Source organism: Acinetobacter johnsonii CIP 64.6, from assembly GCF_000368045.1.
GTDB classification, from domain to species: domain Bacteria; phylum Pseudomonadota; class Gammaproteobacteria; order Pseudomonadales; family Moraxellaceae; genus Acinetobacter; species Acinetobacter johnsonii.
In genome coordinates, this window is the sequence record NZ_KB849236.1 from 810,060 (window position 1) to 827,853 (window position 17,794).

Annotated in this window: 18 protein-coding genes; 9 read left to right on the top strand and 9 right to left on the bottom strand. The window is 41.3% G+C overall.

Annotation, left to right across the window (positions count from 1 at the left end; all coding sequences use genetic code 11):
• Nucleotides 1-191: 191 nt before the first annotated feature.
• The 3 genes from F986_RS15015 to F986_RS15025 all read right to left on the bottom strand — a co-directional run bounded on the left by F986_RS15015 (nt 192) and on the right by F986_RS15025 (nt 3,332).
• Nucleotides 192-677 carry an Lrp/AsnC family transcriptional regulator gene (locus F986_RS15015; RefSeq protein WP_004696532.1) on the bottom strand — a complete coding sequence of 162 codons (486 nt, stop codon included), beginning with the start codon at nt 675-677 and terminating at the stop codon, nt 192-194.
• 216 nt (nt 678-893) lie between these two features.
• Nucleotides 894-2,258 carry an amino acid permease gene (locus tag F986_RS15020; protein ID WP_004696534.1) on the bottom strand — a complete coding sequence of 455 codons (1,365 nt, stop codon included), beginning with the start codon at nt 2,256-2,258 and terminating at the stop codon, nt 894-896.
• Between the two features lie 216 nt (nt 2,259-2,474).
• Nucleotides 2,475-3,332, bottom strand: a complete 858-nt coding sequence (locus F986_RS15025) for an alpha/beta hydrolase family protein (protein WP_004696536.1) — start codon at nt 3,330-3,332, stop codon at nt 2,475-2,477.
• 123 nt (nt 3,333-3,455) lie between these two features.
• Between F986_RS15025 and F986_RS15030 the strand changes: the two genes are divergently transcribed.
• Complete coding sequence (locus F986_RS15030; protein ID WP_004696539.1) at nt 3,456-3,914, top strand: hypothetical protein; 459 nt, start codon at nt 3,456-3,458, stop codon at nt 3,912-3,914.
• Nucleotides 3,915-3,981: 67 nt separating this feature from the next.
• Here the strand turns inward: F986_RS15030 and F986_RS15035 are convergent, their stop codons facing one another.
• Together F986_RS15035 and brnQ are read right to left on the bottom strand one after the other, a co-directional pair.
• Entirely contained in the window at nt 3,982-4,218 is a 237-nt protein-coding gene (locus F986_RS15035) for a hypothetical protein (protein WP_004696541.1), read from the bottom strand.
• 493 nt (nt 4,219-4,711) lie between these two features.
• Entirely contained in the window at nt 4,712-5,998 is a 1,287-nt protein-coding gene (gene brnQ / locus F986_RS15040) for a branched-chain amino acid transport system II carrier protein (RefSeq protein ID WP_004696543.1), read from the bottom strand.
• A gap of 350 nt (nt 5,999-6,348) precedes the next feature.
• Here brnQ and map point away from each other — a divergent pair, with 350 nt between their 5' ends.
• Complete coding sequence (gene map / locus F986_RS15045; RefSeq protein ID WP_004696545.1) at nt 6,349-7,143, top strand: type I methionyl aminopeptidase; 795 nt, start codon at nt 6,349-6,351, stop codon at nt 7,141-7,143.
• 302 nt (nt 7,144-7,445) lie between these two features.
• On the opposite strand, the gene F986_RS15050 is transcribed toward map, so the two are convergent.
• The gene (locus F986_RS15050; protein ID WP_004696547.1) at nt 7,446-8,354 is read right to left on the bottom strand and encodes a LysR family transcriptional regulator; all 909 of its coding nucleotides are present in this window, start codon (nt 8,352-8,354) and stop codon (nt 7,446-7,448) included.
• 102 nt (nt 8,355-8,456) lie between these two features.
• Nucleotides 8,457-8,897 carry a hypothetical protein gene (locus F986_RS15055; RefSeq protein ID WP_004696548.1) on the bottom strand — a complete coding sequence of 147 codons (441 nt, stop codon included), beginning with the start codon at nt 8,895-8,897 and terminating at the stop codon, nt 8,457-8,459.
• Nucleotides 8,898-8,959: 62 nt separating this feature from the next.
• On the opposite strand from F986_RS15055, the gene F986_RS15060 reads away from it, so the two are divergent.
• On the top strand, nt 8,960-9,286 hold the full coding sequence (locus tag F986_RS15060; RefSeq protein WP_004696551.1) for a hypothetical protein: 327 nt from the start codon (nt 8,960-8,962) through the stop codon (nt 9,284-9,286).
• Nucleotides 9,287-9,327: 41 nt separating this feature from the next.
• On the opposite strand, the gene glnG is transcribed toward F986_RS15060, so the two are convergent.
• Nucleotides 9,328-10,809, bottom strand: coding sequence for a nitrogen regulation protein NR(I) (gene glnG / locus F986_RS15065; RefSeq protein ID WP_004696552.1), 1,482 nt, complete (start codon nt 10,807-10,809; stop codon nt 9,328-9,330).
• Nucleotides 10,796-11,905, bottom strand: a complete 1,110-nt coding sequence (gene glnL, locus F986_RS15070; RefSeq protein WP_004696555.1) for a nitrogen regulation protein NR(II) — start codon at nt 11,903-11,905, stop codon at nt 10,796-10,798. Before glnL ends, glnG begins: the two co-directional genes overlap by 14 nt.
• Nucleotides 11,906-12,256: 351 nt before the next feature.
• Here glnL and rimO point away from each other — a divergent pair, with 351 nt between their 5' ends.
• The 6 genes from rimO to ispC all read left to right on the top strand — a co-directional run bounded on the left by rimO (nt 12,257) and on the right by ispC (nt 17,792).
• Complete coding sequence (gene rimO, locus F986_RS15075; RefSeq protein ID WP_004696556.1) at nt 12,257-13,600, top strand: 30S ribosomal protein S12 methylthiotransferase RimO; 1,344 nt, start codon at nt 12,257-12,259, stop codon at nt 13,598-13,600.
• A 43-nt stretch (nt 13,601-13,643) separates the two neighbouring features.
• Complete coding sequence (gene pyrH / locus F986_RS15080) at nt 13,644-14,372, top strand: UMP kinase (protein ID WP_004696558.1); 729 nt, start codon at nt 13,644-13,646, stop codon at nt 14,370-14,372.
• Nucleotides 14,373-14,451: 79 nt separating this feature from the next.
• Nucleotides 14,452-15,006 (top strand): ribosome recycling factor, encoded by a 555-nt coding sequence (frr, locus tag F986_RS15085; protein WP_004696560.1) that lies wholly within the window; start codon nt 14,452-14,454, stop codon nt 15,004-15,006.
• An 8-nt stretch (nt 15,007-15,014) separates the two neighbouring features.
• Nucleotides 15,015-15,767, top strand: coding sequence for a polyprenyl diphosphate synthase (gene uppS, locus F986_RS15090; RefSeq protein WP_004696563.1), 753 nt, complete (start codon nt 15,015-15,017; stop codon nt 15,765-15,767).
• Nucleotides 15,768-15,770: 3 nt separating this feature from the next.
• Nucleotides 15,771-16,595 carry a phosphatidate cytidylyltransferase gene (locus F986_RS15095; RefSeq protein WP_004696564.1) on the top strand — a complete coding sequence of 275 codons (825 nt, stop codon included), beginning with the start codon at nt 15,771-15,773 and terminating at the stop codon, nt 16,593-16,595.
• Nucleotides 16,596-17,792 carry a 1-deoxy-D-xylulose-5-phosphate reductoisomerase gene (ispC, locus tag F986_RS15100; RefSeq protein WP_004696566.1) on the top strand — a complete coding sequence of 399 codons (1,197 nt, stop codon included), beginning with the start codon at nt 16,596-16,598 and terminating at the stop codon, nt 17,790-17,792. It begins immediately after the preceding gene.
• The last annotated feature ends 2 nt before the right edge of the window (nt 17,793-17,794 follow it).

Here is a 17,794-nt window from a genome sequence, read left to right on the forward strand (position 1 = left end):
GTATTTTTTTATTGGTTACGGTTTTGTATTTGAATGATGTGCACTATCTAAAATATCAGAAATATAAAATCTATAGACATTAAAAAGCCCCATGGTTAGGGGCTAGTCGTATGCACATCTAAGGCACATACTGTAAGAGGCTCATCTCATACTGAGTGTATTAAACCACATTTACACAATATTTGCAGCAATCACTCAATCATAATGAGGTCGGATTTATTTTCGAGTTTTAAAGGGCGTAAGGCAAAAATGGAGCGTGTATGACGTACACCTTTCATTGAGTATAAGTTTTTACGCAAAAAGCGTTCATAGTGTTCTGCATTTTTCACTGCGACTTTGAGTAAGTAGTCGTAATCGCCAGTTACTAAATGTGCTTCAACCACTTCAGGCATGTAAGCCAGTGCTTCACTAAATTGCTCTAAGATTTCATCATCATGGCGTTCAAGCGTAATCTCAATAAAAAACAGCTCATTAATACCAATGGCTTTTGAATTAATCTTCGCTGTATAGCCTTCAATGATATTGAGGTTTTCTAGACGTTTTACACGTGTCCAGCACGGAGAAGACGAGAGCCCAACTTTCTCAGCCAACTGGGTAACAGTCAGGCGGCCATCTTGGCGAAGTTCAGACAAAATACGGCGGTCAATTTTATCTAAAACGTAGTGAGCGTCATTCATAACGTATTCCTGCGTATAATTTTCTTTATAAACTATTTTATGTGAAAATATTTCTCAATAAATACTCAAAATAAGCAAATAAAAGAGAAACACTCTGCATCGGTTATGACTACAATAAAGTGATTCAATCAAAGTCATTTGGGAAATTGGCTTTGATTTGCAAACAGCGTCTTTAAAGGGAAGGGTGCCTTTTAACGGCGCTGTTTGCTGACTTATTTATGGTATTTTTTGTGTTTTTGATCTTTGTTTAAACCAGTAAGTTAGAGTTAGGCAGCCAATCCAAAGTGGAATCAGCATCACTGCAATTCGCATATCAGGTGTAAGCCACATCACCACTAAAATACCAAGCATAAATACAATACAGATATAGTTACTGATAGGGTAAATCAAAGTTGGAAACAAGGTTGATTTTTGCAATGCCAGCATACGTTGCTTGAATTTTAAATGGGTCAACGCCAACATCATCCAGTTAATCACAATGGCTGAAACTACAAGACTCATCAGTAGTTTAAAGGCTTTTTCTGGGAAGATATAATTCAAGACGACGCACAGTAAGGTCACCAATGCAGAGCATAAAATGGCTGCATAAGGGATGCCACGCTGGTTAATTTTCTTTAAAAATTGTGGAGCATTGCCTTGTTCTGCCAGGCCTAGCAGCATACGACTCGTGCCATAGCTGGTACCGTTATACACCGATATAGCTGCGGTTAAGACCACAAAATTCAGCACAGTTGCAACGCCTTGACTACCTAAGGAGTCAAATATCAAAACAAAAGGACTACCGCCTTCTGCGATTTGATTCCATGGAAACAATGAGAGCAGAACAATGATCGTAAGCACATAAAACAGTAACACACGGTAGACAATTTGATTGACTGCTTTAGGAATAGTTGTGGTCGGATTTTTAGTTTCCGCAGCTGCTATACCAACGAGTTCAATACCGCCAAAGGAAAACATAATGATGGCCATCGCCATGATTAAGCCAGAAATGCCATTGGGAAAGAAACCGCCTAGAGCCCAGAGGTTGGAAATAGAGGCATGTGCACCACCGTGACCACTTGCCAGTAACCAAGCGCCATATCCAATCATGCCAATGATGGCGAGAATTTTAATCATGGAGAATAAAAATTCTGTTTCACCAAAGACTTTGACATGCAGCAGGTTGATGGCATTGATCAGTACAAAGAAACCAAGCGCTGAAATCCATGTGGGAATTTCAGGCCACCAATACTGGACATAGAGGCCGATGGCACTTAGTTCCGCCATGCAGACCAAGACATTGAGCACCCAATAGTTCCAGCCCGACATAAAGCCAGCAAAAGGGCTCCAAAATTTATAGGCAAAATAACTAAAAGAGCCACTCACGGGTTCTTCAACCACCATTTCACCCAACTGGCGCATCATGAAAAATGCAATTAAGCCCGCCAGTGCGTAGCCTAAAATAACGGAAGGGCCAGCCAGTTTAATGGTTTGCGAAATGCCTAAAAATAGGCCTGTACCAATAGAGCCGCCTAAAGCAATCAGCTGAATATGGCGGTTGCTCAGCCCATGCTTAAGCTGGGGTTGCTGTTGTGCAGACATGATTCATCCATCTCTAGCACATGCGATAGTCATCACATGAACTATGACTTAATAAAAATTCGTGGTGGAAATATAATATTTATTTATCGATTAATGAAATTAAATTTATCAATAGCGTTGGTTTTTATCTGAAAGCTGCAGTTTTGCGGTGAAAATAAAGCCAGTCAAGTAAGTACTGCTTGAACTGGCGATAGGCTTGGCTTGATATGTACCGCCTTAAGATGAAAGCTGTGCTGCAATTTCAGGCCATAAGTTTTGATGGGAGCGCTTAAACATCGCCATATGTCCAATGACTTTATGGCCATAAGCCTGTGGTTTGAGTTCAATTTGATCTGTTTGTGCATTTGGGTAAAGGCTGAGTAAGCCTTTAACATTCACTTGTGTGGCAATTTCATCATCCGAGGCCCAAATAGCTGTGATTGGACAGCGAATATCATGGTGGAAGTCATCTTGTACTGTTTTGCCTAAGGCATTAATTACATAACCAGGTTTGCTGCAAAACTGTGCCCAATCGCGTGCCACGTCTTTGGGTAGGTTTTCGCCCATGCCAATGGCATTGGTCGGACCGTAACCTAAGGTATAACGTGCAATAGGAAAGATCAGTTTAAACATCACAGGAGCTAGAAGTTTGGTACGACCTTTCAAGTCTTTTATGTGTCCGGTTGAGCCAGCAACGGCAACGACTTTTGCGACTTTCTCATAGTTTGGGTTAATACCTAATAGTTGCCCATCTGCACTATGACCGAGCAAGATCACTTGTGTCGCTTGGGTCTTATTTAATAACACCTCCATCGCTGCTGGGATGTCCAATTGCCCCCATTGCACGATGCTGGCTTTCGACTTTTTAAGTGGCTCATGCAGAGACTCACCAATGCCGCGAAAATCAAAAACCAAAACGGCATAGCCTTGTTCGGCAAGCCATGATGCAAAATGGTGGTAAAACTGTTGGGTAATACCTGTGGCAGGGCAGATTAAAACAGGTAGGGCTTGTTGTGTACCTTGAGCTGCATAAAAGCGTCCATTGAGTGAATAATGGTCAGAGCAGGTAATAGCTAAAGTTTCGTAATTTTGCATAATCGGTTAAGCATTGAATTTTTTTATACTCTACCTAAGTTCCAAAAAGAAACTTGTCTAATCTATGACTTTGAAGTCAAGCAGATCTGTATAGAATAGAGTGAAAATAAAAAAGGAAAACACATGCAGTTTGTTGAATTAGATATGTCGGTAAAATTTGCACTTTTGTTTAGTGGTATTTTTCTGTTTGTAGGGATGCTGACAGGGGTATGGAAATATGCACAAATACGCCATTCACCGCAGTTTCGCGCGCACTATTATGTTGATATTGCGCACCGCAGTAGTTTGTTATATGCACCTGCAAGTTTAATTATTGCGGTAATGGCCGCAATTTCTATCTGGCCTGAACCTGTGAACATGCTGTTTGTGGGAATCAATTTATTCTTTTTTAGCTTCTCTATACTGAGCTATATTGTGCATGGGGTGTTGCAAGACACCAATAACCAATTTCGTAGTCCGCATGTTTTAGGCAAATGGACTTTACCCAAATCAATCATGCTGATAGCAATGATGGCATTGGTTGTGGGGGAAATTATGGCGACGTTAGGCTTGTTGTGGGGAATGTTTTTAGGTTTATTTTAAGTTGTTCTTATAGTTTTTTAATTTTTATACTTTTACAAAGGTGGATGACTAATCATCCACCTGTTTGCTAGTCAATTGACTGTGTGGCCTTTCGGAATTTTTGATCGACGACTGCCCATAAATAAAAGGCAAATGATACGACGATAGCGTAAGCAAAATATTCAGCTTTAAGGTTACCTTGAATTAAGCCATGCATGATCATAATGACCATCAGGGCAATGGTGGTACTTAAATACGTCACCATATTCTTGTTTGCCTTCAGAGCGTTAATGAAGACTTGCTTGTTGAAATGTAATGATAACATCTCCATCCCTCCTTGAGTTTTTGACTAAAAACCAATGTGTTTAGTCGGATTAGTTCTTAATGTTGTACTGCTAAAACTTGCGTTGATCAAGAGCAAAAACAACTATTTTTCAGAGAAATTATGCTATACCAATCAGAAAATATGTGTGTAGCATTTTTTTAGTGAATAAATAGTATTTCGTTACCGTATAAGGTGACAAATAAATGATGCATGTAAGCTTATACATAGATTGTATAAAGCAATATTGATGCCATGAATGACTTGCTAGGACAGGCTTTAAAGAATTTTTTATTTTCTAATATTAAATTTAGAAGAGATATGAAGGTGTTGATATACGACTTTAGCGGTGTATATGAAATGTGTCAGTATGTACAAAAACTGATGTAGAAAGAAATGAAACAATATGTATCCATTTGGATAAAATGTGACAAATATTGATCATGCTTAAAATCAGGTTTGGGTAAAACCAGACTTTAACAACATCAGTTTTTGCTTACTTTTTCACTTTGTCGATTACAAAAGCAATTACAAAAACCACCAATGATGGGATAAGCCATGCAAGGTTTTGTTCTGCAAGAGGTAAGTGAGTCAGCGCATAAGGCAGTTCAAAGTTCGCAACTTTTAAACCATCTACAATACCAAAGACCAAAGACACTGCGGTAACAGGTGCGATCACTCGGCGAGGATGATTAAAGAATTTCCAGCCAAAGCTCAGCATAATCACTACAATTGCAGGTGGATAAATTGCACTTAAAACAGGCACAGAAAAGGCGATAAGTTTGGTTAAACCTAAGTTGGAAATAATGAAAGAGAAACCAATCAGAATGAAGACCCAAACTTTATAGCCAATTTTAGTGATTGAACTGAAATATTCAGCACACGCACAGGTCAGGCCAATCGCAGTGACCATACACGCAATAAAAATCATGGCAGAAAGGAAGATAGAACCTAAGTCACCAAATGCATGTTGAACATATGCATGCAGGATCACTGCACCATTGCTCGCATTTGCTGCGACTTCATGGCTTCCAAGGCCAAGTTTAAATAAGCTGAGGTAAACTACAGTTAAACCAATACCAGAAATGATACTTGCAATAACTGCATAACGCGTAATCAGTTTAGGATTGCTTACACCGCGTGAACGGATGGCTTGAATAATCACAATACCAAAAACCAAAGCACCTAAAGTGTCCATGGTTAAATAACCATTGACAAAACCTTCAGAAACAGGGCTGTCGATATAATTATTGATGGCTGGCGAAACGAAACCTGTTGGAATCATCATCGCCGCAATGCCAAGGATGGCCAAAGATAAAATCTTTAGTGGCGAGAGTACATAGCCGACCGTGTCTAAAATCTTGTTTGGATACAGTGAAATGAGGGTGACTACACTAAAGTAGATTGCACTGTAGATCAGCAAGCTGCTGCTTGATGTTCCAAGATAAGATGAAAAACCAATTTCATAAGAAACGGTTGCAGTACGTGGTGTCGCAAAGAGTGGCCCGACAGTTAGGTAACACGTAATGGTTAAAATGAGGCTGGCTATTTTACCCAAAGGTGAACTTAAAATTTGAATCGAACCTTCGACACGTGACAGCGCAATAATGGTGATTACAGGTAAGCCCACAGCAGTGATTAAGAAACCAAAAGCTGCTAGCCATACATGCTCACCCGCTTGTTGAGCCACAATCGGTGGAAAGATAATGTTGCCCGCACCAATGAAGAGTGCGAAAGTCATAAAACCCAAAGCAACAATATCCCGAGTACGCAGACTTGTCATAAAAGGGAGATCGAGTTGAACAAAGGGGACGATTTTAGTGCATATGGGTTTTTTTGGCTAATTTATTTCATGGGTAGTATTAAATTTTTTTATAAGATGAAAAGTGAATATATCAACTTGTAAAAAATAGGTTGATATATGTGATTGATTATCCATTTTAAAATAGAAAAATTATAAATATGAAAAGCTTGAGGCGCTATTTTTCCTAAATTAAAAGTTGTAGTGTAAATGCTTTAAAATTACACAAATTTTTTAAAGGCTGGTTGTTGGAGGTGACCTTAAGATTTAAGTTTGAACAAAAATATTGAGAAAAGGTCTATACTTGCGACTTCATAATTGAGGATATTTCAATGCGTGGCTTAAATGTGAGCATAAAAACTGAACAAGATGTAGAAAAACTTCGTATATCTGGTCGTTTGGCTGCCGAAGTTTTAGCGATGATTGGTGATCATGTAAAGCCGGGTGTCACGACTGAATATCTGGATGATATTTGTCATGACTTCATTGTAAATACCTTAAAAGTGACGCCTGCCAATATTGGTTATCATGGCTATACCAAAACCACCTGTATTTCTCCAAATGAAGTAGTCTGTCACGGTATTCCATCGCCGAATGTTGTACTCAAAGATGGCGATATTATTAATATTGATGTGGCGATTATTAAAGATGGCTACTTTGGTGATACCAGTCGTATGTATTACGTGGGTACAGTGAAACCAGAAGCCAAAAAGCTAGTCGATACGACTTATGAGGCGATGGTTGCAGGTATTCATGCTGTGAAGCAAGGTGCAACGCTTGGTGATATTGGTTATGCCATTCAAACAGTTGCGCACCGTGAAGGTTATAGTGTGGTACGCGAGTATTGTGGTCATGGTATCGGCAAGGTTTATCACGAACAGCCAAGCGTATTGCACTATGGTCAACCAGGTAAGGGGATGCAGCTTAAAGCGGGCATGGTGTTCACGATTGAACCGATGATTAATATGGGCAAAGCGCATGTCAAAGAACTTAAGGATGGTTGGACAGTCGTGACTGCAGATAAGTCTTTAACTGCGCAGTGGGAGCATATGGTACTCGTGACTGAAACAGGTTTTGAGTTACTATCACCTTGGCCTGAAGGTACGGGCACTTATCCAGAAATTTAAGTTGATGTTTTGTAGGTGGTTAAATTTTAGACTTTGGTCTAGCTTTGTGGTCTAAAAGCTAAATTAAGTCTTAAAAGCAATCACTGATATTTCTGAACCCCTTTATTTATCGGGTTTTTGATTTTATATGATTAAAACTTATACATGCAAGCTATTGGTCTAGACTTCATTTTGTCACTAAAATTGTTTCCAAGATACTCGCTGTAGTTTCTTATTTTGAAAGTTTATGAGCTTATCCACCTCGGTTAAGCTCTTTTTTTTGCCTCATGGATTGGCTCAATGTCATTGAGCATGTGTAGAGTTTAAAGTGATTTATTTGAGCTAAGGTGTTCAATTAAATAGTCAATAAACACGCGGACAGCAGGCAATAAACCACGACGTGAAGGATACACCGCATGAAAAATACCGTGTGGTGCTTTCCAGTCGGGCAGGACACGAACCAGCTCACCACTTTTCACCATATCTTGTACGATGCTGTCTGGAAGTAAGGCAATACCGCAGTTTTTACGCACCAGTTGAGCCAGCATACTCAAATCAGAGCCCATCACTACAGGATTGACACGTATTTTCTTTTGTTGCTGTGCATCGTTATGCACGATGATATGTTGATCTAAATGCTCGTCGACCATACTGAGTATATGATGTTGGCTTAAATCTTCGGGTTGTTTCAGTTCGCCAAATTCATTCAAGTAGGCTTGGCTGGCAAATAAATGCTGCTCGATATTTTCAAATTTACGAATTACCAAACTTGGATCATCGTCTAGATTGGAGCGGACGCGAAGGGCAATATCAAAACCTTCGTTGATAATATCCACACGGCGATTGGTCACCATCATTTGTACTTTAATTTCGGGATAGGTTTTTAAGAAGCTCGGTAAAATACGTGCAATTTCGTTTTGTGCAATCGATACTGGCAGGCTGAGTTTAATGATGCCACGCGGTTGTAAACTGAGATGATCGACCAAATCGTGTGCGGCTTGTGCGGCATTCATCATCACTTGCGCATGACGGTAAATATTCATACCAATATCGGTCACTGCGAAATGGCGAGAGCTGCGTTGAATTAGGCGTACACCCAAGCGCTCTTCGAGGTTATACACGCGTCGACTGAGCTTGGATTTAGGAATATCTGTTGCGCGTTCGGCTGCGCTAAAACCACCATGTTCAACCACTTGAGCAAAACAATAAAAATCATCTAAATCGCTTAACATTCACGATGTCCATTTGTGCAACGATAGGCTTAATTAAAAAGTGATCGTTGCAGTTTGTCAATTTTGAAATTGTAGAGATTTAATTGAAAATACTCAGCTATTTTAAGGGTTTCGCTGAGTTTTCGCTTGTTTGAGTATTTCAAGCACCACTTTATATTCTTCAAGTCGTGCAAAGTCGTGTGCTGTTGGATTGTTTATGCGCGTAAGGTTCATATTATCGAGTACATCAACATATTTCACTTGGGTTGCAAGAGGGTTTAATACAGTGCGCTTAGCCGCTTGCAAACGTGATTCACCTGTTTGTTTGGTCAGTGCTTGTATGGATTGAATGATCTCGGCACTAAAGCCAAGCGCTTTTAAGTCTTCAGCAGTCGTTGCGGTGTCTTCCAAAATGTCATGCAACACCGCAATGATTTGTAGGGTGGGATTGGAAAATTGCAACATGAGGCGAAGTGGATGCAAGATGTAAGGTTGTCCGCCCTTATCGAGTTGCCCCGCATGTTGGGTTGCAGCCAGTGCAATGGCTTTTTCTAAAGTCGACATGATTATTCTAGGTACTTTATCCTATGCTAAACTTCGCAGCATCTTTGTTTAAAAACTAAATTATGACTTATCAATTGATCCCACTAGACTGTGAAGCGACAGATCCCGTAGCGTGTCCACACTGCCAACAACAGGTAATTGATTGGTCTCAGGAACAATACGTTCAGCCTTGTGAGCATACCTTATTTATTGCGATGGACATTGGTTTTGAATATATCACAGATGAATTTGAAGCGACCATGCAGCGCAGTGTTGATGATCTCCATGCACATGATGATCAAGTGATTATGTTTGAAGAGTTAACTCAAGCCAGTTACCCAAAATTTATCATGTTAAAAGCACCACTTGGTGTTGAAGGCTATTCACGCTATTTAGGCTTTACGGCTTAATAAATAAAAGCGCCATTGCGGCGCTTTTATTTGAATCTGTCTTAGTTTTCTAAAGCTTCTTCTTCACTTTCATCATCTGCGGTATCCATACCTAGCTCTTTAAGTTTACGCGTAAGGGTGTTACGCCCCCAACCGAGTAACTCAGCCGCATGCCGTTTACGGCCACGGGTTTGTTGCAGCGCAGCAATGATCAATGTACGTTCGAACATTGGGGTTGCGATATCGAGGATTTTCATCTCGCCATTTTTCAGCTTTTGCACAGCCCATTGACCCAACAACTCATCCCAATGGTGGACTGCAATCCGATCTAAGTTTTGCGCGGCTTGCGCATCTTCACCTGAGCGGGTAATTGGAATTTGCTTCAGCTCTGATGGTAAGTCTTCAGGATAAACTTCACGTCCTGTAATCATGACCGTTAACCAGCGGCAAGTGTTCTCGAGCTGACGTACGTTTCCTTGCCAAGGCAGCTGTTGCATATATTCTTGCGTTTCAGGACGAAGGATTTTAGGGCTTACACCTAATTCTTTGCCTGCACGTGCCAAGAAGTGTTGCGCTAACATTGGGATGTCTTCGCTACGATGCGCCAGTTTTGGAATGTGAATGCGAATCACGTTTAGACGGTGATATAAGTCTTCACGGAAGCGACCATCATGTACCAATTTTTCTAAGTCTTGGTGCGTTGCCGCGACAATACGTACATCTACTTTTACTGGGATATGCCCACCAACACGGTAAAACTCGCCATCAGCCAAGACACGCAGTAAACGCGTTTGTGTTTCAAAAGGCATATCGCCAATTTCATCTAAAAACAGCGTTCCACCATTGGCCTGTTCAAAGCGACCTTGGCGCTGGGTATTGGCGCCAGTAAATGCACCTTTCTCATGACCAAAAAGCTCTGTTTCAATTAGGTCTTTGGGAATCGCGGCCATGTTGAGTGCAATAAAAGGTTTGCTGCTCCGTGGTGAGTGGCGGTGTAGCGCATGCGCAACTAACTCTTTACCTGTACCAGATTCACCATTAATCAGCACTGTAATGTGTGATTGAGACAAACGACCAATCGCGCGGAAGACTTCCTGCATAGCAGGAGACTCGCCAATGATTTCGGTCGATTGAATCGGTGGTACCGTTTTTGCCGATTCTTGCTGCTGCATTTTGGTGATGTGCAAAATCGCACGATTCACTAAAGCTAAGGCTTCATCAATATCAAAAGGCTTGGGTAAATACTCAAATGCGCCTGTTTGATAACTTGAAACAGCAGACTCTAGGTCAGAGTGAGCCGTCATAATAATGACAGGTAGATCAGGATAGTTGGCTTTAACTTTCGCTAAAAAAGTTAAGCCATCTATGCCGGGCATACGAATATCGGTCAAGATCACATCGGGTGCATCTAAACTGAGTTGGTCTAAAGCAGATTGAGCTTCTTCAAAACTTGTGACGTCAAAACCTTCTTCTTTGAACGTTTTTTCCAGCACCCAGCGCATGGCGCGATCGTCATCAATTACCCATATTTTATTTCGCGACATGGTTTAACTCCCAAGGTATATATAAGCTAAAAGTTGTTTTTCCGGGAACAGATTGGCATTCAATCATTCCGTTATGTTGATGCATAATATTTTGCGCAATACTTAAACCCAGTCCTGTGCCTTTAGCACGACCCGTGACCAGTGGGTAAAACACGGATTCTAAAATTTCTTCTGGAACGCCCGGACCATTGTCTTCGATATCAATCCGTACCACAGAGCGTTGCAGTACACCATTGATGGTCACTAAACGTTGAATACGGGTGCGTAACATTAGTTCAGGTTGGTGGTCGACAAAGAACTCTTTATTTTCAGTCATGGCTTGCACTGCATTGACGCTAATGTTCAGCATAACTTGTATCAGTTGATCACGATCGGCCATGACTTCAGGTAATGACAAATCATAATCACGGGTGATCTTAATTTTCTTTTTGGTTTGGTTGGTAATGAGTGAGCGAACACGCTCTAAAGGCTCATGTACATTGACCAACTCATAACTTGGGAGCTGACGTGAACCAAGCATGGTGTCTGCTAAATTACGTAAGCGATCGACTTCACTAATAATAATGTCGGTGAACTCGCTATATTGAGGATCATTGAGGCTACGTGCTAAAAGTTGTGTAGCACCGCGAATTCCGCCTAGCGGATTTTTAATTTCATGTGCAACACCGCGAATCAGTTGGCGTGCAACCTGATGTTGTTGTAAGAAGTTTTCTTCCTTGGAAATTTTGAGCATCCGATCAATCGGATTGATCTCAATTAAAAGCAAAGGATGATAGGGTTTATTTGAATTTAGCTGTGACACGGTATAGTCAACATGAATATCTTTAAAGTTGACCTTAATGATGGCTTCACGACGGGTGTAGTGTTGCCCCGAGTTTAAAGTATTGAGAAGAGCTTCTTCTGTATTGAACTCATCATTGGGTGCATGGAGTAAATTAAGTGCAGGTTGGCCAGAGGCACGTAAAAGGCTGATATCAAATAATGCTTCGCAAGAGGAATTTAAGTAAAAAATATTTAATTTACTGTCGACCAATAGAATCGCAGTGGTCAAATTGTCCACTAAAAGGCGATAGTCGATAGAAATAGGGTGATCCATTAGCGAATGTATCCTGTATTAAAATAGCGCAATGGCATCTTGATAAAGCATTAACCGTTCCAAATAGCGGACTGAATTGATGCAAATAAAGCAAAATGCACGCCAACTTTGATTTTGTATAGTGAAATGAGCACACTTTTTTTGCGGAATGCGCTGTAAATGAACGATTAGCTAAAGATATAGCGGATTCTAAAAATCAAGTAAACTGAAAGTGACTTAAAATGGTGCGTTATATTAAGTCTACTACAGTGTTGGTTTTATTTTGGTGCATTAAACAAAGAGTGTGGAATCGATCTGTTTTTATAAACAGAAAAGACATACAATACGCGCATTCTAGTGGAGCGCAGATTCATGAAATCCCCCAAAGTCGGTTTTGTTTCTTTAGGTTGTCCTAAGGCATTGGTTGATTCCGAACGAATTTTAACTCAGTTGAAGACTGAAGGTTATGATGTAGCATCAGATTATGATGGTGCGGATTTAGTTGTTGTAAATACCTGTGGTTTTATTGAATCTGCAGTGCAAGAGTCTTTAGATGCCATTGGCGAAGCCATGAGTGCGAACGGTCGTGTAATCGTTACGGGCTGCCTAGGTAAAGACGAAGACAAAATTCGCCAAATGCACCCAAATGTCTTAAAAGTGACAGGGGCGGCTGCATATCAAGAAGTGATGGAAGCCGTGCACCAATACGTGCCTGAGCCACCAAAACACAACCCATTTATTGACCTTGTTCCAGAACAAGGGATTCGTTTAACGCCGAAGCATTATGCGTACTTAAAAATCTCAGAAGGGTGCAACCATCGTTGTACCTTCTGCATTATTCCAAGTATGCGTGGTGACTTAGTGTCTCGCCCAGTCGGTTCTGTTTTAGAAGAAGCGGCTGCGCTTAAACGTGCCGGTGTAAAAGAAGTACTCGTTATCTCCCAAGATACTTCTGCTTACGGGCTCGATACCAAATACAAATTAGACTTTTGGAATGGTCAACCTGTTAAGACGAAGTTCTATGACATGTGTGAGGCCTTAGGTCAACTGGGTATTTGGGTGCGTTTGCACTATGTCTATCCATATCCACATGTGGATGCAGTGATTGACTTGATGGCACAAGGTAAAATTTTGCCTTATTTGGATATTCCATTCCAACATGCCAGCCCAAAAGTTTTAAAACTAATGAAACGACCTGCGCATAGTGAAAATACACTTGAGCGTTTAAAGCTGTGGCGTGAAAAATGTCCTGACTTGGTGATTCGTTCAACCTTCGTTGTGGGTTTCCCTGGCGAAACTGAAGAAGATTTTGAAATCTTACTTGAGTGGTTGAAAGAAGCACAACTTGATCGCGTAGGCTGCTTCACCTATTCACCTGTTGAGGGTGCGACAGCAAACGACTTGCCAGATCACGTGCCTGAAGAGATTAAGCAACAGCGTTATGAACGCTTTATGGAAGTGCAACAGGCGATTTCTGCTGCCAAACTTCAAAAGCGTGTTGGTCAGAAAATGACGGTGCTGGTCGATGAGTTGGATGAAGAATTCCCAGTTGCGATTGCACGCTCATACGCAGATGCTCCTGAAATTGATGGCAATGTCTTTGTGGAAGATATTGATAAAAGCCAGATTAAATCAGGCGATTTGTTAGAAGTCGAAATTACCGATGCAGATGAATATGATCTGTATGCACAGTTGATTTCGATTAAATCGAATTAAGACACAAATAAAATTTTAAAATTTAGATATTGGAGTTATTGCGATGTTGGATTCTAAAAAACCACGTTTTGAACGCATCTTACTGAAACTTTCTGGCGAAGCATTGGCTGGAAATAAAGATATGGGTATTGATGCTCAAGTACTTGATCAAATGTCTTTGGCCATTGCGCACTTGGTGGGTTTGGGTGTGCAAGTCGGGATTGTTGTGGGTGGTGGTAATTTATATCGCGGTAGTCAATTACAAAAAGATGGTTTGGTTGGTCGTGTAACCGGTGACCAAATGGGTATGCTTGCAACCGTGATGAATGGTTTGGCATTACGTGATGCTTTGGTACGTCGTAATATCAAAACCCGTTTGATGTCAGCATTGCCAATTGGTGCTGTGGTTGAATCATACTCAAGCCGTGATGCGATTCGTCACCTAACACAAGGTGAAGTTTGTGTGTTTGTCGCAGGTACAGGTAACCCGTTCTTTACCACAGATACAGCAGCATGCTTACGTGGTATCGAGATTGAAGCCAACCTGATCCTAAAAGCAACGAAAGTTGATGGTGTCTACAACAAAGACCCAAGCAAATATGATGATGCTGTTAAATATGACACCTTAACTTTTGACCAAGTGTTAGATGAGAAATTGGGTGTGATGGATTTAACCGCGATTTGTTTGTGTCGTGACCACAATGTACCGCTTCAAGTCTTTGACATGAATAAAGCAGGTTCATTGCTTTCAGTGGTTATGGGCGAAAAAGAGGGTACTCACGTAACGAACTAATGTACGTGACCTCGAAAGCTCTTTATACTACACGCTATTTTAGAATTTATATCTTTTCGAATTAAGTAAGGAAGATCACATGATTAACGATCTTAAAAAAGACGCAGAAGACCGTATGAACAAGTCACTTGACTCGTTAGAACACGGTTTTGCCAAGGTTCGTACTGGACGTGCGCATCCATCTATCTTAAACGGGGTAATGGTTCCTTACTATGGCTCAGATGTGCCATTAAACCAAGTGGCAAACGTGGGTGTTGAAGACTCGCGTACATTGTTGATTCAGCCATTTGAGCGCACCATGGTTGCGGCAATTGATAAAGCGATTCGTGAATCAGATTTGGGTTTAAATCCGATTACGGCTGATGCGATTCGTGTTCCAATGGCTGCACTGACGGAAGAAACACGTCGTGACATGCAAAAAATTGCGCGTAACGAAGCTGAAAATGCAAAAGTTGCAGTACGTAATATTCGCCGTGATGTACTGGGCGACATCAAAGCATTGTTGAAAGAAAAAGAAATTTCTGAAGATGATGAACGTCGTGCATCTGATGATATTCAAAAAATCACAGATAAGTTTGTTGCTGAAATCGACAAACGTCTTGCGAATAAAGAAGCTGAGCTGTTGAAGGTCTAATTTGTATAATGACCGATTCAGAAGATAAGCTTACTCTTCCAAAACATGTTGCCATCATCATGGATGGCAACAATCGTTTTGCCAAAAAAAATGCAATGCAAAAGGGCGATGGTCACCGTGAAGGAAAAAATGTCCTGGACCCGATTGTAGAGCATTGTCGAAAAAGAAATATTCAAGCATTAACCGTTTTTGCTTTTTCGAGTGAAAATTGGAAGCGCCCTCAAGCTGAAGTTGATTTGCTCATGAAACTGTTGGAAGACACGATTCATGAACAGTTGCCTCGTATGCATCAATATCAAATGTCTTTACGTTTTATTGGTGATCGTTCTAAATTATCTCCGCAATTGCGTGACTTAATGTTGCATGCCGAACAAGACACTGCTAATTTCGACAAGATGACTTTGACCATCGCAATTAGTTACGGTGGGATGTGGGATATGGCGCATGCGGCTAAGCAGATTGCGCTTGCTGTTCAATCTCAAGCGTTAGATCCTGAGCAAATTGATGAACATATTTTTGGCCAATACGTAAGTTTGAGTGATTTACCGGCTGTGGATCTATTGATTCGTACAGGTGGGGATTTTCGTTTATCGAACTTTATGTTGTGGCAAGCAGCTTATGCAGAGCTTTACTTCACTCCAACTCTTTGGCCAGAGTTCAGTGTAGAAGAGTTTGATGACGCCTTGGCTGTATTTGGTGGGCGTGAACGTCGTTTCGGGAAAACGACGGAACAAATTCTACAAGATAAAATTGAGAACTAATAAATGTTAGAGCGGATTATAACCGCATTGGTTTTGGTGGCCGTTGTACTGAGTTGTATGTTTGCAACCCAGTCACACTATCCAATGTTTGTGCTGATGATTATTGCGGCAGGGGTTGCAGGCTATGAGTGGTTTAAACTCATGCCCCGTACAACAAAAAATGTTAATAAACCTCTAGTGTGGGGTTTTGGTTTACTAAGTGCTGGCCTTGCTACACTTGCTTTATACTTTACCGATATTGCGCTTCTACTTTGGGCTGCCTCTATCCTATGTTGGCTGCTCAGCCTGTATTGGGTTAAATCCTATCCAAATTATGATGCTTGGTATAATTCAACCCTTAAGGTGGTTGGTATTGTTCTGATATCTTCAGCTGTGACCGCTATTTTTGCACTCTGGAAGATGTCTCCATGGTGGCTGATGTACCTGTTTTTATTGGTCTGGGGTGCTGACAGCGGGGCATACTTTGTTGGGCGTAAACTGGGTAAACGTAAACTTGCACCTGAAGTGAGTCCAAATAAATCGTTGGAAGGTCTCTATGGTGGTGTGATTACAGCCATGATCATCGTGGTCGCTGTTGAAATCCTCTATTTAGACCTAACGTACGCACAGCATTTATTATTTCTTATTTTATCTGTAGTGACTGTATTTAGCTCGGTGCTCGGTGATTTGTTTGAGTCTATGATTAAACGTCGTGCTGGAATTAAAGACTCAGGTCGTATTTTGCCAGGGCATGGTGGGGTGTTGGATCGTATTGACTCGCTACTGGCTGCTGCACCTATCTTTGCTGCGGGTGTATATGTGTTAAAACTTATTGGCGTAGATTTGTAAATGTCTCAATCTGTTTGTATTTTGGGTGTGACGGGCTCGATTGGGCAGAGCACCTTAAAAATATTGCAACAACATGCTGAAAGCTACTCTGTGTTTGCTGTTACGGCACATAGTCGGATGCAAGAACTTGTTGATATTTGTCAGCAGTTTCAACCTAAAATTGCAGTTGTACCTCAAGTTAAAGTGGATGAACTGCGCCAGCTCCTAGTCGCAGCCAATTTACAAAACATTGAAATTTTGGCGGATGAGGCAGGCCTTATCGCGGTTGCTGAACATCCAGAAGTGGATGTGGTAATGGCGGCCATTGTTGGCGCGGCAGGTTTAATGCCGACGCTAGCAGCGGTAAAGGCAGGAAAGCGTGTTCTTTTGGCAAATAAAGAAGCGCTGGTGATGTCGGGTGACATCATGATGCAGGCTGCTCATGATCATCAGGCTCTTTTACTGCCTGTGGACTCTGAGCATAATGCAATTTTCCAATGCTTGCCGCAGACCTACTTACAAGCTGAGCGTCACGGACAGCCGAAACTCGGAGTCTCTGGTATTCTTCTGACCGCATCCGGTGGGCCATTTCTTAAGCATAGTTTAGATGAATTACATAATGTAACGGCTGCACAGGCGTGCAAACATCCTAATTGGTCCATGGGGCAGAAAATTTCGGTTGATTCGGCGACCCTCATGAACAAAGGGTTAGAGCTAATTGAAGCTTGTCATCTTTTTTCAATCGAAGAACATTTTGTTACAGTAGTTGTGCATCCGCAGAGTATTATTCATTCCATGGTGCAATATGTGGATGGTTCAACATTGGCGCAAATGGGAAATCCTGATATGTGTACGCCGATTGCACATGCGTTAGCATGGCCTGAGCGTATTCAAACCCATGTTCCAGCTTTAGATTTATTTAAAAATCATCAGTTGGATTTCCAAGCGCCTGATACGCATCGATTCCCTGCATTAAGCTTGGCACGTCAAGCGATGAAAACTGGGGGTACAGCCCCTGCGATTTTAAATGCAGCCAATGAAATTGCGGTTGCTGCATTTTTAAATCAACAGGTGGGGTTTATGGATATTCCTGCTATTGTTGAACACACTTTGAATACCATCCCACATCAAGCAGCAACACAACTTGATGTTATTTTAGAAGCCGATCGAAACGCACGCCATGTTGCTCAGCAATATGTGGTGAATATAGGAATTTAAGC